The 14,045-nt window shown below is 71.2% G+C and carries 13 protein-coding genes; 6 read left to right on the top strand and 7 right to left on the bottom strand.

Annotated elements, in window-relative coordinates:
• Positions 1-8 precede the first annotated feature (8 nt).
• Positions 9-1,382, top strand: a complete 1,374-nt coding sequence (locus tag BLQ61_RS10065; protein WP_245703962.1) for an efflux transporter outer membrane subunit — start codon at positions 9-11, stop codon at positions 1,380-1,382.
• Positions 1,383-1,508: 126 nt separating this feature from the next.
• Here BLQ61_RS10065 and BLQ61_RS10060 read toward each other — a convergent pair whose 3' ends face one another.
• From BLQ61_RS10060 to BLQ61_RS10040, 5 genes are all read right to left on the bottom strand, one after another.
• Entirely contained in the window at positions 1,509-2,795 is a 1,287-nt protein-coding gene (locus BLQ61_RS10060; RefSeq protein ID WP_091569481.1) for an O-acetylhomoserine aminocarboxypropyltransferase/cysteine synthase family protein, read from the bottom strand.
• A 105-nt stretch (positions 2,796-2,900) separates the two neighbouring features.
• Positions 2,901-3,554 (bottom strand): 3'-5' exonuclease, encoded by a 654-nt coding sequence (locus BLQ61_RS10055; protein ID WP_245703961.1) that lies wholly within the window; start codon positions 3,552-3,554, stop codon positions 2,901-2,903.
• A gap of 90 nt (positions 3,555-3,644) precedes the next feature.
• Positions 3,645-3,890, bottom strand: a complete 246-nt coding sequence (locus BLQ61_RS10050) for a nucleotidyltransferase family protein (RefSeq protein WP_217629395.1) — start codon at positions 3,888-3,890, stop codon at positions 3,645-3,647.
• The gene (locus BLQ61_RS10045; RefSeq protein WP_091569478.1) at positions 3,887-4,291 is read right to left on the bottom strand and encodes an HI0074 family nucleotidyltransferase substrate-binding subunit; all 405 of its coding nucleotides are present in this window, start codon (positions 4,289-4,291) and stop codon (positions 3,887-3,889) included. The genes BLQ61_RS10050 and BLQ61_RS10045 overlap by 4 nt, the downstream gene beginning before the upstream one ends.
• A gap of 18 nt (positions 4,292-4,309) precedes the next feature.
• Complete coding sequence (locus tag BLQ61_RS10040) at positions 4,310-6,304, bottom strand: peptidase U32 family protein (protein WP_091569474.1); 1,995 nt, start codon at positions 6,302-6,304, stop codon at positions 4,310-4,312.
• Between the two features lie 188 nt (positions 6,305-6,492).
• Between BLQ61_RS10040 and gltS the strand changes: the two genes are divergently transcribed.
• The 5 genes from gltS to BLQ61_RS17720 are packed head-to-tail and all read left to right on the top strand — an operon-like array spanning position 6,493 to position 12,201.
• On the top strand, positions 6,493-7,707 hold the full coding sequence (gene gltS, locus BLQ61_RS10035) for a sodium/glutamate symporter (RefSeq protein WP_091569863.1): 1,215 nt from the start codon (positions 6,493-6,495) through the stop codon (positions 7,705-7,707).
• A 29-nt stretch (positions 7,708-7,736) separates the two neighbouring features.
• A complete protein-coding gene (locus BLQ61_RS10030) occupies positions 7,737-7,961 on the top strand; it encodes a hypothetical protein (protein ID WP_091569472.1) in 225 nt (74 codons plus the stop codon).
• 47 nt (positions 7,962-8,008) lie between these two features.
• Positions 8,009-9,391 (top strand): tRNA adenosine(34) deaminase TadA, encoded by a 1,383-nt coding sequence (gene tadA, locus BLQ61_RS10025; RefSeq protein ID WP_245703959.1) that lies wholly within the window; start codon positions 8,009-8,011, stop codon positions 9,389-9,391.
• 7 nt (positions 9,392-9,398) lie between these two features.
• Complete coding sequence (locus BLQ61_RS10020; protein WP_091569468.1) at positions 9,399-10,430, top strand: LD-carboxypeptidase; 1,032 nt, start codon at positions 9,399-9,401, stop codon at positions 10,428-10,430.
• 16 nt (positions 10,431-10,446) lie between these two features.
• Complete coding sequence (locus BLQ61_RS17720; protein ID WP_091569465.1) at positions 10,447-12,201, top strand: hypothetical protein; 1,755 nt, start codon at positions 10,447-10,449, stop codon at positions 12,199-12,201.
• Positions 12,202-12,295: 94 nt separating this feature from the next.
• Here BLQ61_RS17720 and BLQ61_RS10010 read toward each other — a convergent pair whose 3' ends face one another.
• Both BLQ61_RS10010 and BLQ61_RS10005 read right to left on the bottom strand, forming a co-directional pair.
• On the bottom strand, positions 12,296-13,207 hold the full coding sequence (locus BLQ61_RS10010; RefSeq protein WP_091569463.1) for a MinD/ParA family protein: 912 nt from the start codon (positions 13,205-13,207) through the stop codon (positions 12,296-12,298).
• Positions 13,208-13,252: 45 nt separating this feature from the next.
• The gene (locus BLQ61_RS10005) at positions 13,253-14,002 is read right to left on the bottom strand and encodes a GGDEF domain-containing protein (RefSeq protein WP_091569460.1); all 750 of its coding nucleotides are present in this window, start codon (positions 14,000-14,002) and stop codon (positions 13,253-13,255) included.
• Positions 14,003-14,045 lie beyond the last annotated feature (43 nt).

Here is a 14,045-nt window from a genome sequence, read left to right as displayed (position 1 = left end):
TCGCTGCATTGGCCACTGCGTTGCTGCTGGGCGGCTGCAGCCTGGCGCCACCGCATAAGCCCCCGGCACTGGACGGCGGCCTGGGCTGGCGCGGCGCGGCGCCCGAGGGCTGGGTCAGCACCGAGGCGCACCGCGCGTGGGAAGAAGGCCGCTGGTGGACGCTGTTCGGCGACGCCGGTCTGGATGCGCTGATGCCGCGCGTGGCGCTGGGCAACCAGAACCTGGCGGCGGCCGCCGCGCGCGTGGCGCAGGCCCAGGCGCTGCTGCGCCAGGCGCAGGCGCAGTTGGTGCCCACGCTGGGCGCGCAACTGTCCACGCAGCGCGGCGGGCGGCCGGCGAACGGCTCGGCGTCGCTCGGCCTGTCGGCCAGCTGGGCGCCCGACCTGTGGGGCCGCATCGCATCCAACGTGGAGGGCAGTCGCGCCAATGTGCAGGCCAGCCAGGCCGACCTGGCCGGCGCGCGCCTGGCGGCGCAGGCCAGTCTCGCGCAGGCGTGGTTTTCGCTACGCGAGGCCGAGGCCGAAGGCGCGTTGCTCGACGAGATCATCCAGGGCTACCGCCGCGCGCTGACCATCACGCAGAACAACTATGACGCCGGCATCGTCGCCCGCACCGACGTGCTGCAGGCGCAGAGCACCCTGGAGAGCGCGCTGTCCACCCGCACCGGGCTGGAACGCGCACGCGACACCTACGAGCACGCCATCGCGCTGCTGGTGGGCGAGGTGCCATCGCGCTTTGCCCTGACACCCGCGCGCTGGGTGCGCAATGCCCCCGAGGTGCCGCCCGTGTTGCCCGCACAGTTGCTGCTGCGCCGCCCCGACGTGGCCGCCGCCGAGCGTGCCGTGGCATCGGCCAACGCGGGCATCGGCGCCGCGCGCGCGGCATGGTTTCCCAGCCTGAACCTGAGCCTGGGCGCCGGCGGCGCGGCCGCCGGGCTGGCGCAGCTGTTGTCTGCCCCTCACCTGACCTGGTCGCTGGGCGCCAGCGTGGCGCAGACGCTGCTGGACGGCGGCGCGCGCAGCGCGGCCGTGGACCAGGCCGTCGCGGCGCACCGCATCGCCACGGCCAATTACCGCCAGAGCGCCTTGAGCGCCATCGGCGAGGTCGAGGACCAGCTCACGGCGCTGGCCGCGCTGCAGGACCAGATCGCGCACGCGGCTGCCGCCGCCGAGGCCGCCACCGGCGCCGAGGAGCGCACGCTGAACAGCTACCGCGCCGGCATCTCGGCCTTCACCGCCGTGGTGACGGCGCAGGCCACCGCCTTGAGCGCGCGCCGCTCCCTGATGCAGCTGCAGCTGCAGCGCCAGCAGGCGGCGATAGCGTTGATCCAGGCGCTGGGCGGGGGCTGGCAGGCGCCGTGGAGCGCGGCGCCGCCCGACTGAAATGATCCTGAAAAGATAGCTGAAGGCCCTTTCAGGACAAGGGCTGAGGCCTGAAAAGGCATAAAAAAGCGCCCCGCAGGGCGCATGGTGCATTCCGGCCGCGCCCGGGGCGCGGCGGTAGCGCGATCAGACCGCGTCCAGCGCTTGGTGCAGGTCGGCCAGCAGGTCGTCGATGTGCTCGATGCCCACCGACAGGCGCACCATGCCCTCGGTCACGCCGGCCTTGGCGAGTTCATCGGCGTCCAGCTGGCGGTGCGTGGTCGAGGCCGGGTGCGTGGCCAGCGACTTGGCGTCGCCGATGTTCACCAGGCGCAGGAACAGCTGCAGCGCATCCAGGAAGCGTGCGCCGGCGGCACGGGCGTCCTCGCCGGCCGCGGTCTTCAGGCTGAACGACAGGATGCCCGAGGCGCGACCGCCGAGTTGCTTTTGCACCAGCGCGTGGTCCGGGTGGTCGCTCAATCCGGCGTAGCGCACCCACTCGACCTTCGGGTGCTGCTGCAGTGCCTGGGCAATCGCCAGGGTGTTGTCGCAGATGCGGTCCATGCGCAGCGGCAGCGTCTCGATGCCCTGCAGCGTGAGGAAGGCGTTGTGCGGCGACAGGGCGGCGCCCATGTTGCGCAGCGGCACCACGCGCACGCGGCCGATGTAGGCGGCGGCGCCCAGCGCCTCGGTGTAGACCACGCCGTGGTAGCTCACGTCGGGCTCGTTCAGGCGCTTGAAGCGCGCCTTGTGCTCGGCCCAGGGGAACTTGCCGCTGTCCACCACCGCGCCGCCGATGCTGTTGCCGTGGCCGTTCAGGTACTTGGTCAGCGCGTGCACCACGATGTCGGCGCCATGCTCGAAGGGGCGCAGCAGGTAGGGGCTGGCCACGGTGTTGTCCACGATCAGCGGCACGCCGTGCGCGTGCGCCACATCGGCCAGCGCGCGGATGTCGGTCACGTTGCCCAGCGGGTTGCCGATGGACTCGCAGAACACCGCCTTGGTGCGCGCGTCGATCAGTTGGGCAAAGCTGGCTGGGTCGCGCGGGTCGGCGAAGCGCACCTCGATGCCCTGCTGCGGGAAGGTATGGGCGAACAGGTTGTAGGTGCCGCCATACAGCGTGCTGGCCGAGACGATGTTGTCGCCGGCCTCGGCAATCGCCTGGATGGCGTAGGTGATGGCCGCCATGCCCGAGGCGACGGCGACAGCGCCGATGCCGCCCTCCAGCGCCGCCACGCGCTGCTCCAGCACGTCGGTGGTCGGGTTCATGATGCGCGTGTAGATGTTGCCCGCCACCTTCAGGTCGAACAGGTCGGCGCCGTGCTGCGCGCTGTCGAAGGCGTAGGCCGTCGTCTGGTAGATCGGCACGGCGGCGGACTTGGTGGTCGGGTCGGGCTTGTAGCCGGCATGCACGGCCAGGGTTTCGATGCGCATCGGTGTCTCTTTCTCTGCGTGAAGGGTGGAGGGACAGGAAAAAACGGCGAAGGCGGGATTGTCGGCCAACGCGCCCAGCGCGCGAACGACCGGCCTGTGATGTGCTTATGCGCGCCGTGGGCGGCGCAGGCCGGCCGGGGGCAGCGGTGGCTGCGCCGCCTCCCAGGCCGGCAGGGCCTGCCACAGCACGGCCGGCGCGTGCGCGTCGGTCGCGGCGTAGCGCAGCTGCGAGGGGCTCAGCGTGGGCAGCGACCAGTTGGTGGTCGAGGTCTTCTTGCTCTTGGACAGGCATTGCCCCAGCACCAGCGCGACGGCCGCGCGCACGCCGGTGTTGCGCCCGAAGCCGTGGCGCGCGAACACCCGGTCCAGATCCTGCAGGCCCTGCGGCTCCACGCCCAGGCGCCGCGGCAGGCTGCGCCGGTCGTTGTCCAGGCCGAAGCCCACCTTCAGGATGGCCGCATCCGCCAGCACCTCGCGTGCCAGCGCGAGGGCCTGCGGATGGCGCAGCTGCAGCAGCCAGGCGCCCTGCGGCGTGGCCAGTTGCATCAGGTCCGGGCCGGGGTCGGCGGCGCCGGCGGTGAAGACCGGTCGGCTCTCGGTGTCGAAGCCCAGCACGCTCGCGGCCCGCAGCGCGGCGTGCGCGGCGGCGAAGCCGGCGTCGTCCGTGGGCACGTGGATGCGCTCCGGCGGCAGGATGGCGAACGGCGGGAGCAGGGCGGATTGTTCCTTGGTGGGGGGCTGGCGGCGGGGCATGGGCATGAGAGAAAAATCAGGCAGCGGCAGCATCCTGCAGCACCACCTTGTCGCGCGCGATCACCTGGCGGAACGCAGCGCTGGTGCTGGCCCAATCTACCAAGTCGACCTTCCAGGGCAGATCGGACTGCGAAAAGCCATCGGCCAGCGCGGCGTGGGTGGCCAGGGGCAGGGGCTCGTCGGCGATGACCGCCAGGACCAGGGCTTGCCATTCTTGCGCGCGCGCGAGCCGAAGGCCCAGACGGCATGGTTCGGCACGTGCCGGCGCAGGATGTCCTGCACGATGCGCCAGTCGCCGGGCGCGATGTCGATATCCGGGACCGGCGCCACGGTGTTCGTCATGGCTGCGCCGCTTGCAGCCGTACCAGCAGGAACGCCGCCTCCTCCTGAAAGTCAGGGATGCCCGCCACCACCTGCAGCGCGACGGCCTCGTCGTAGGTGTGGCTGGTGCGGGCGCGCATGTCGCGGTACACCCGCCACTGTGGCCACTGGCCGCGCAGCAGGCCGCGCTCACTGGCGGTGCGGATCAGATCGGCGAAGTGCATGCCGTCGAATTCCGCCGGGTTGGCCGAGGTGGCCTCCAGATGGCGCTTGAGCATTCTGTGGCTGATCTCATAGGTGAACTCGAAGCGCTGGATCAGACCGTCGCGGATCTGCGTGTCGCGGGTGTCCTGCTGGTAGCGCGCCCAGCCTTCGTGCAGCCACTGCACGGCACGCTCCAAGGAAGAGAGGTCCAATGCCATGGATGTGCCCTCTGCCGTTCAGCCGGCCGGCCGCGCCCGGTAGAACTGCATGGGCTGCTCCTGCATCTCGCGCCGGTGCTGGTTCAGCACCGACTGCTTCATGCGCCCGACCACGTGCATCTCGCACGGCTTGCAATCGAAGCGGAGGGTGAGCTTTTCGCGGCCGTTGATGAGCTGCAGCGGTTCGGCCTTGATGGTGCCCTTGACGCCGATCACGCCCTTGGCCTGCTTGGGGCACAGGCTCATGGAGAAGCGCACGCAGTGCTTGGTGATCATCAGGCTGACCTCGCCTTCCTCTTCCTTGGATTCGTAGGCGGCGTCGATCACCTTCACCCCGTGGCGCACGTAGAAGTCATGCGCCTTATGGTTGAAGACGTTGGCCAGATAGGTCAGCGTGTCTTCCGGGAAGGGCACGGGCGGCTGCACCGGCTGCGCGCGTGGCAGGCGCTGCAAGCCCGCGGCGCGCGCCGCCTCCAGGGCGGCCACCGCCTCACGGCGCAGCGCGTTCAACGCCGAGGCAGGGATGAACCAGGGCTGCGTGGTCTTCAGCGCGATGTCGTGCGCGGCAAACAGCGTGGCGCCGAAGCGGCCGAGCTGCTCGCGCAGGCTGGCCTCGGCGCGCGCCGGGTCGGTGGCGCCCTGGTGCGGCTGCACGATGGCCGCGTGGCCGGTGAAGCCGTCCTCGTCGGTCAGCGTCAGCGCGAAGCCGTCCGGGGTCTCGCTGAACTCGGCCCACAGGCCGATGCGCCGGTCGCTGGATTTCTTGTCCAGCGTGCGCACCCAGTCCATGTCGCGGTTGCGGTTGATCTCCAGGCCACGGCGCAGGTCCTTGAAGCCGGCGATCGGGTCCTTCGGGAACACGCGCCACAGGCCCTTCTTCGCGTTCACGCTTTCCGCGCGGTTGATGTGCACGCCGACCAGTTCCTTGTGCAGGTCCCAGTAGCACAGCCCGTCGCCGTTGTGCAGCACCGTGGCCCGGTCGCTCACCTCCAGCTCGAACCACGTGTCGCCTACCTGCGTGACCCAGCCGATGGCGCGTCCCGGCGTCTTAGGCGTGTCGAAGGCGCCGATGTCGTCCTGGCGGCCGTTCACGAAATAGTCGGTGAACTCGCGGTTGAAGTTCTGATCCGGGTCGGGCGTGAAGGCGAAGGTGGTGCGGCCGCTGGATGCGCGCGCCAGCGGGGCGCCGGACAGCTCGCGCTCTTCCAGAATCTCGTCAAGCAGCGTGCGGTAGTGGGCGGTGATGTTCTTCACGTACCCCAGGTCCTTGTAGCGCCCTTCGATCTTGAAGCTGCGCACGCCAGCGTCGATCAGCGCGCGCAGGTTGGCCGACTGGTTGTTGTCCTTCATCGACAGCACGTGCTTTTCGTGCGCCAGGATGCGGCCCTGGCCATCGAGCACCTCATAGGGCAGGCGGCAGGCCTGGTTGCAGTCGCCGCGGTTGGCGCTGCGCCCGGTGTGGGCGTGGCTGATGAAGCACTGGCCGGAGTACGCCACACACAGCGCGCCGTGCACGAAGAACTCGATGGTGGTGCGCGCGGGGTCGGTGGCGGCGCGCACGGCGGCGATCTGCTGCAGGTCCAGCTCGCGCGCCAGCACGATCTGCGACAGCCCCGCGTCCTCCAAAAAGCGCGCCTTCTCCGGCGTGCGGATATCGGTCTGCGTGCTGGCGTGCAGCTGGATGGGCGGCAAGTCCAGCTCCAGCACGCCCATGTCCTGAATGATGAGGGCGTCCGCCCCGGCCTCGTACACCTGCCAGGCCATGCGGCGCGCGTCCTCCAGTTCGTCGTCGCGCAGGATGGTGTTGAGGGTGACGAAGATGCGCGCGTGGAAGCGGTGCGCATGCGTAATCAGCCGCTCCAGGTCGCGGATGTCGTTACCGGCGCTGGCGCGCGCGCCGAAGGCCGGGCCGCCGATGTAGACGGCGTCCGCGCCATGGTCGATGGCGGCGATGCCGATATCGGCATCGCGCGCCGGGGAAAGCAGTTCGAGCAGGTGGGGCTGGAGCGACATAGGGCGCGGATTATCCCTGCCGGCCCCTTTCCGCGCCGGCGTGGGGCTGGCCGGCACGCCGGAAGCGTCGTGCACAATCGCGGGTTTACCCTGAATGGACGCTGACGCGTCGCGGTTGGCCAGCAGACCTGCACTGCCAGGTGTTCCTGGCACGGCGCGACCCCGCGCGCACCGTCCCCGCAAGCACCATGGCCATCCAGTTCGGCACCTACTACACCTTGATCCTCGCGGCCATCGTGCTGCTGGTGGGCAAATTCCTCGTGCGGCGCATCCGCTGGCTGCGCGAGTTCAACATCCCCGAGCCGGTCGCCGGCGGCCTGGTGGCGGCGCTGCTGTCCTGGGGGCTGAATGCGGCGTTCGGCATCCGTCCGACGTTCGACAGCAGCCTGCAGACGGCATTCATGCTGGTGTTCTTTTCCTCCATCGGCCTGAGCGCCAACTTCGCCAAGCTGCGCGAGGGCGGTATGGGGCTGATCGTCTTCCTGCTGGTGGTGGTGGTGTTCATCCTGGTGCAGGACAGCGTCGGCGTGGCGCTGGCCAGCGCACTGGGGTTGGACCCGCTGATCGGCCTGATCGCCGGCTCCATCACACTGGTGGGCGGGCACGGCACGGCCGGCGCCTGGGGCACGGTGCTGGAAAACGAGCACGGCATCCGCGGCGCCGTCACGCTGGGTATCGCCTGCGCCACCTTCGGCCTGGTGATCGGCGGGCTGATCGGCGGGCCGCTGGCCAAGTGGCTGATCCAGCGCAACAACCTGCACGGCCCTCAGGGCAGCGGCGACACCGGCGCGCTGGAGGCCGGCACGCCCAACTTCGAGTTCCCGCACAAGACGCGGCTGATCACCGCCGACGCGACCATCGAGACCCTGGCGCTGTTCGCCGGCTGCCTGGCGTTCGCGCAGATCATGACCGAGCTCACCGCCGGCACCGCGGTGCAGCTGCCGACCTTCGTCTGGGCACTGGGTGGTGGCGTGCTGATCCGCAACGTGCTGGACTACATCTTCAACTTCGAGGTCTTCGACCGCGCCATCGACGTGTTCGGCAACGCCGGCCTGTCGATCTACCTGGCCATCGCGCTGCTGTCGCTGAAGCTGTGGGAGCTTGCCGGGCTGGCGGGGCCGCTGGTCATCATCCTGGGCGTGCAGACGATCATCATGGCGGCCTATGCCGGCTTCGTCACCTTCCGCGTCATGGGGCGCAATTACGATGCGGCCGTGCTGTGCGCCGGCCACTGCGGCTTCGGCATGGGCGCCACGCCTACCGCGGTGGCCAACATGCAGGCCATCACCAACCAGTACGGCGCCTCGCACAAGGCGTTCCTGATCGTGCCTATGGTAGGTGCGTTCTTCATCGACCTGGTGAACGCCGTGGCCATCCAGGTATTCATCAAGTTCTTCGGCTGAACGGCCGTGAATCGAAAAGGGAGCGCACCATGCGCGGTGGACTGGGCTTGATCGGGTTGCTGGTGGCGCTGGCCATCGTGGCCGTGCTGGCGCGGCGCCAGGCGCAAGCGCCGCGCGCGCCGCTGCCGCCTGCGGTGCAGGACGGCAGCGCCCGGGCGCCGGCCGTGCCACTGCAGCAGCGGCCGCAGCGGCTGCAGGAGCAGGTCGAGGCGCTGGTGCGCCAGCCCCGGCCGCTACCCGAGGATTCACAGTGAAATCGGCTTCTGGCCCTTTGTTTGCGCAGACTTCCAGCTACTGAAAAGTGAGTAAACGGCTCGCCCCTGTGGCCAACCCCGAGCGGGATGCCCACTGGATGCGCCAGGCCCTGGTGCAGGCCGAGCGCGCCCGCGCCGCAGGCGAGGTGCCGGTGGGCGCGGTGCTGGTGCGCGGCGATGAACTGGTCGCCACCGGCCGCAACGCGCCGCTGGCCGAGTGCGATCCCAGCGCCCACGCCGAGATGGCCGCACTGCGTGCTGGCGGGCGCCAGCTGGCCAACTACCGACTATCCGGCTGTACGCTCTACGTCACGCTGGAGCCCTGCGCGATGTGCGCCGGCGCCATGCTGCATGCGCGCGTGGACCGGGTGGTCTATGGCGCGGCCGACCCCAAGACCGGCGCCGCCGGCTCGGTGCTGGACCTGTTCGCCGAGCCGCGTCTGAACCACCACACGCAGGTGCAGGGCGGCGTGCTGGCGGATGAGTGCGCGGCGCAGCTGGGCGACTTCTTTCGCCAGCGCCGCCTGCAGCAGCGCCCCGCGCACCCGCTGCGCCAGGACGCGCTGCGCACGCCGTCCGCGCGTTTCGACACCTTACAGCCCCCGGCGGCGGAAGGCCACTACGCGAGCGACCTGCCCGCCCTGGCCGGCCTGCGCCTGCACTGGCTGGACCTACCCGGCGCCGCGCCGGACGCGCCTGCCTGGCTGCTGGTGCACGGCGCTAACGGGTGGAGCCACGGCCTGCGCCACCTGGCCAGTGCCCTGGCGGCGCACGGCCAGCGGGTGGTGGTGCCCGATCTGGTCGGCTTCGGCCGCAGCGACAAGCCCAAGAAACCTACGCTGCACACACCCGGCTGGCACCGCCAGGTGCTGGCGGAGTTGGCGCAGCGCCTGGACCTGCGCCGCGTGGTGCTGGTGGCGCAGCGCGCGCCCTGGGTGCTGACCCTGGCGCCGCTGCTGGCCGAGCGGCTGGCGGGCGTGCTCGATCTGGACGCCGCCCCCGCCGATGGTGCAGACCCCGCAGAGGGCCAGGGCGCCGGCCGCCGCGCTGCCGCAGCCCCAGGCAGCCGCGCCGTCTCCCCGCAGGCCGGCGCCGCGCCGAAGGTATCTGCCGAAGCGCCGGCGGATGCGGGCTGCACCAACGCCGCCAACGCGCCATACCCGGATGCCGGCCATCGCGCCGGGCCGCGCGCACTCGCCCATTGGCCTGATGACCCGGCAGCCGATGCCGCCCTGGCGGCACTGCCTGCTTTCTGGCGCGATGCCTGGCATGGCCCGCCGCCCGTTTCGGCCAGCGCTCTGGGTGCCGGCCCCGACTGCCTGCGCAGCCCACGCGCCGCTGCCGCCCTGGCGCGCGCCGCCGTGCCATACTTTTTTCCCGATTCCCCGGATTCCTTCCCGCCGCCCCCGGAGCAGGCGCCCACCGCCTGAGCACCCCTTGCCGCACGACCACCAAGACCCTTCCCACACGCACGACCACGACGGCCACGACCACCATGACGATGGCTGCGCCGCCTGCGGCCAACCGCACGGCCCGCGCCACATCTACGTCTACTCGCCCTCCGGCGCCGTGCGCGACAAGGCGGCGTTCCGCCGCGGCGTGAAGCGCCTGCAGGCCATGGGCCACCAGGTCGAGGTGGACCCCGACGCCCTGGCCAGCCACACCCGCTTCGCCGGCGACGACGCCACGCGCCTGGCCGCCATCCACCGCGCCGCCGCCAGCGGCGCCGACGTGGCGCTGATCAGCCGCGGCGGTTATGGCCTGACACGGCTGCTCCCGCACATCGACTACGCGGCGCTGGCACGCGCGGTGGAGGGTGGCCTGCGTCTGGTGGGCGTGAGCGATTTCACCGCGCTGCAGCTGGCCCTGCTGGCCAGCACCGGCTCCACCAGCTGGGCCGGCCCGGCGCTGGTCGGCGACTTCGGCGGTGTCGAGGCGCCCGACGAGATCATGCAGGCCTGCTTCGAAGATCTGCTGGACGGCCACGGCGAGGGCAGCGGCTGGCGCATGCCGCGCGAGAAACCGCGCGCCGACGGCTGTCCGCCGGTGCCCGAGCTGTACGTGCAGGACGCGCCGCTGTGGGGCGGCAACCTGGCGGTGCTGTGCTCGCTGGTCGGCACGCCCTGGCTGCCGGTGATCGACGGCGGCGTGCTGTTCCTGGAGGACGTGGGCGAGCATCCCTACCGCATCGAGCGCCTGCTGACCCAGCTGCTGCACGCCGGCGTCCTGGCGCGGCAGAAGGCTATCGTGCTCGGCCAGTTCACCGAGTTCACCCTCACGCCGCACGACAAGGGCTTCAGGCTGTCCAGCGTGGTCGACTGGCTGCGCGCGCAGCTGGGCGACGTGCCGGTGCTGACCAACCTGCCGTTCGGCCATGTGCCGACCAAGGTACTGCTGCCGGTGGGCGCGCGCGTGTCGCTGTCGGTGGAAGGGCGCGACGCGCTGATCTACTGGGGCCACGCGCACTGATCCGTCGCTGAGCGCTATGCCCGCCGCGCTGCGCTCCTGCCTCGGCGGATGGCTCTGGCTGGCACTGCTGTGGGGCGCCAGCAGCCAGCTGCCGCGCCTGGCGCCCTGGCAATGGCTGGCGCTTCTGGCGCTGCTGGCGGCGCTGCCGGCCTGGGGTCTGTGGCTGGGCTGGCGCGTGCGCCGGCAACTGGCGCATGCACAGTTCGCGCCGCGGGGCTGGGTGGTGCGCTGGTGGTCCGGCGGGCTGGGGGCGGCCGTGCGCTGCAGCCTGCTGGCGCTGGCCTTGAGCGCGGCGGCGCTGTGGCAGGGCGGGTTCCTGGCCTTCTGGGAATGGGGGCTGCTGGCGGCCGCGCCGCCACTGCATGCCCTGTTGTCGCACTGGCTACAGCCGCGCCTGGCGCCGCAGTTCGCCGCGCCCGCCTATGCCTGGCGCGCCAGTCAGTGGCTGGCGCGTGCAATCGTGGCATTGCTGCTGGGCGGTGCCTGGCTGGGTTGGTGGGCGCAGGGCGGCTTGCACGGGCGGGACCTGGTGCCGGCGATGGACCCGCAGGTGCTGGACGCATCACTGGCCGGCATTGCCGCCGCGCCCTCGGGCTTGGTGCGCTGGGGACTGGACGCGCTGCTGGCGCTACAGGTGGGCAGCGGCGCCGTGCTGGCGCTGCCGCGGGCTCCATGGCTGCGCCTGCTGCTGCTGGCCCTGGTCGGGCCACTGGGCATGCTGTGGTGTCTGGGCTGGGCGCTGCAGGGCGCCAACGCCACGCACGCCGTGCTGCGCGGCGGCCCGCTGCAGGGTACGCGCGCGGCGGTGGCGGCTGCGCTGGCCGCACTGGCAGTGCTGATCGCACTGCAGGCCACGGCGCAACTGGATGCGCTGGCGCGCCAGCATGCCAGCCCACTGGCCTTGCAGCGCCTGCCGGAGTGCGAGCGCATCGGCCAGCGTTACTACCAGATCGGCACGCTGCAGGCCCTGCAGCGGCTGGCGCTGCAGGCGCTGGGCGAATCGCGCGCGCAACCGGCACTGTGCGACGCGCTGACGGATGCCCAGGCCGCGGGCGACGCGGCGCTGGAGCGCTACCTGGACTGGTACTTCAGCCTGGGTGCCGAGTGGGGCCGCATCTTTCACCTGCTGCGCGGCCAGCCCGAGGCGTTCCTGGAAGAAAAGCTGGCGCAGACGCTGGCCGAGACGCCGCAGCTGAACGGCTGGTGGGACCGTGCGCGGCAGCAGGCCGAGGCTAGCCGCGTGGCACTGGATGGAGCGCGCCAGCGCATCGACGAGGCATTGGCGCGCCACCACCTGGACCTGGACGGCAGCCGCTGTCGGGTGCTGGCGCAGGCGCCCGGTCTGCCGGCGCTGGCACTGCTGGGCGACGCGCGCCAGCGCCTGGCAGGCAGCGCGCTGATTGGGGCCGGGGCGGGCACGCTGGCCGGCTTGGTGGCCGCCAAGGCCACGGGCAAGGTGGGCATGAAGGCGGCCGCCAAGGTACTGGCCAAGGCGGCGGCCAAGCAGGCAGCAGCCAAGGCCGGTGGTGCCGGTGCCGGTGCGCTGGCCGGCGCTGCCGCGGGCTCGGTGCTGCCGGGGCTGGGCACGGCGGCAGGCGCGGCGGTGGGTGCGGTGATGGGCCTGGCCGGCGGCGTGGCCATCGACTGGGCGGTGCTGCGCGCCGAGGAGGCCCTGACCCGTGAGGACCTGCGCGCGCAGCTGCGCCAGGCGCTGGCGGGGCAGCTGCAGGACGCGGCCCGGGCACTGGCATGCAAGGCCGAAGCCGGCTGATGCCGGCCGCGCTTGTCTCCGGCTTGTATAAAAAAGGCCTCTAGCCCTTGTTTTTCAAGGGCCTGCAGCTATTCAAAAGATAGCGAGCAGGATGTCAGTCCTGGCGTGGCGCCAGCAGCGTCGCGTCCACCTTGCTGGCCAGCTGGGCCACGGCCAGCGCCGCCGGGCAACCCGGCGTGGTCAGCATCAGCAGCTGGCGGCGCATGACCGCATCGCGCACCGACGGATCGGCGGGGATGTCGCCCATGTGGATCAGCCGCATCGGCCGGCCGGACTCGGTGGTCACGAAGCGGTCCAGCACCTGCTGCAGCTGGCCGCAGATGGCGCGGCCGTCGCCCGGGCGCGCCGCCTGGTTGACCACCAGGCGCACCTGCTGGCGCTTTTGCTGCGTCGCCAGCACCTTGATGGCGGCGTAGGCGTCGGTCAGCGAGGTCGGCTCGGGCGTGGCCACCACCAGCACCTCGGAGGCCAGGGAGACCGAGAACAGCACCACGTCGGAGATGCCGGCGCCGGTGTCCAGCAGCACCACGTCGAAGCGCGGCGCCAGGGTGTTGATGACGTTCAGGAACTCGCTGCGCACGGTGGGCGTCAGGCGCGAGTACTCGACCATGCCCGAACCGGCCAGCACCACCGAGAAGCCGCCCGGTGCCTGGATCACCGCGCTTTCCAGCTGTGCCTTGCCGGTGAACACGTCGTGCAGGGTGATCTTGGGGTGCAGGTTCAGCACCACGTCCAGGTTGGCCAGACCCAGGTCGGCATCCAGCACCAGCACGCGGTGGCCGCGGCGCGTCAGGGCGGCAGCCAGGTTGGCCGAGACGAAGGTCTTGCCCACGCCGCCCTTGCCGCTGGTCACGGCGATGATGCGCGAGGTGTGGCGCGATGCCGGAGTGGGACCGCCGGCGCTGCCCGGCCGCTGCGCCGGCGGCGTGGCGTCCGGATGCGCAGCGGCGGAGGCCGCGGCCAGCGCTGCGGCAGGGGTGCTGGAGGGCGACAGCGCGTCGTTCATCTTCGCTCTTTCAGGGGCGCTGTGGGCGGGTTGCAAACACGGTGGTCAGTGGGCCGACGGCAGCTCGCCCCAGCCCGATGGAGTGTAGAGGGGGCCGAAGAGCATGCTCTTTTCCTCGGCGCTGACGGTGCTGTCGGGCTGCTCCTCGATGGACACGCAGTTGCGCCCCGCCGCCTTGGCGGCATACAGCTGAGCGTCGGCGCGTTCGGTCCACAGCTCGGCGGTGCTGCGGATCCACTGCAGTGCGAAAGCGCCTCCGATGCTGACCGTGACATGTAGGGTCAGGCTGGGGGAGACGACGATGGGCGTGGATTCGATGGCGCAGCGCACGCGCTCCGCCACCATGCTGCCGAAGCCGAACTGGCAGGCGGGCAGGATGATGGCGAACTCCTCGCCACCATGGCGCGCTACCGTATCCATGGGGCGCAGGCAGCGCTCCAGGATACGCGCCACCGCCTGCAGCACCACGTCGCCGGCGCCATGGCCGTAGCGGTCGTTCACCTTCTTGAAGTGGTCGATGTCCAGCATCAGCAGCAGCGCCGGCTCGCCCGAGCGCGCGACGCGGTCGATCTCGCTGTCCATCGCCGCGGCGAAGAAGCGTCGGTTGGGCAGCCCGGTGAGCGGGTCGCGCAGCGACAGGTTGCACAGCCCGTCGATCAGCGCCTGCAGGTATTGCTGCGGCGCCAGTTCCTGCAGGACCTGGGGATTGCCCGATGCCTGCGTCACCAGGGTGTGCGCGGTGCTCAGGTTGAGGTCTCGCAGGAAGACGGAGGCGGGCTGCGCGGAAGTGGGCACGAACGGGAGCAAAAAGTGGGACGCCAGTGTAGCAGCGCGGCCG

Source organism: Oryzisolibacter propanilivorax (assembly GCF_900103645.1).
Classification (GTDB): Bacteria; Pseudomonadota; Gammaproteobacteria; order Burkholderiales; family Burkholderiaceae_C; genus Melaminivora; species Melaminivora propanilivorax.
Note: the sequence above shows the minus strand (reverse complement) of the source record. Positions and strands in the feature narration are given on the sequence as shown.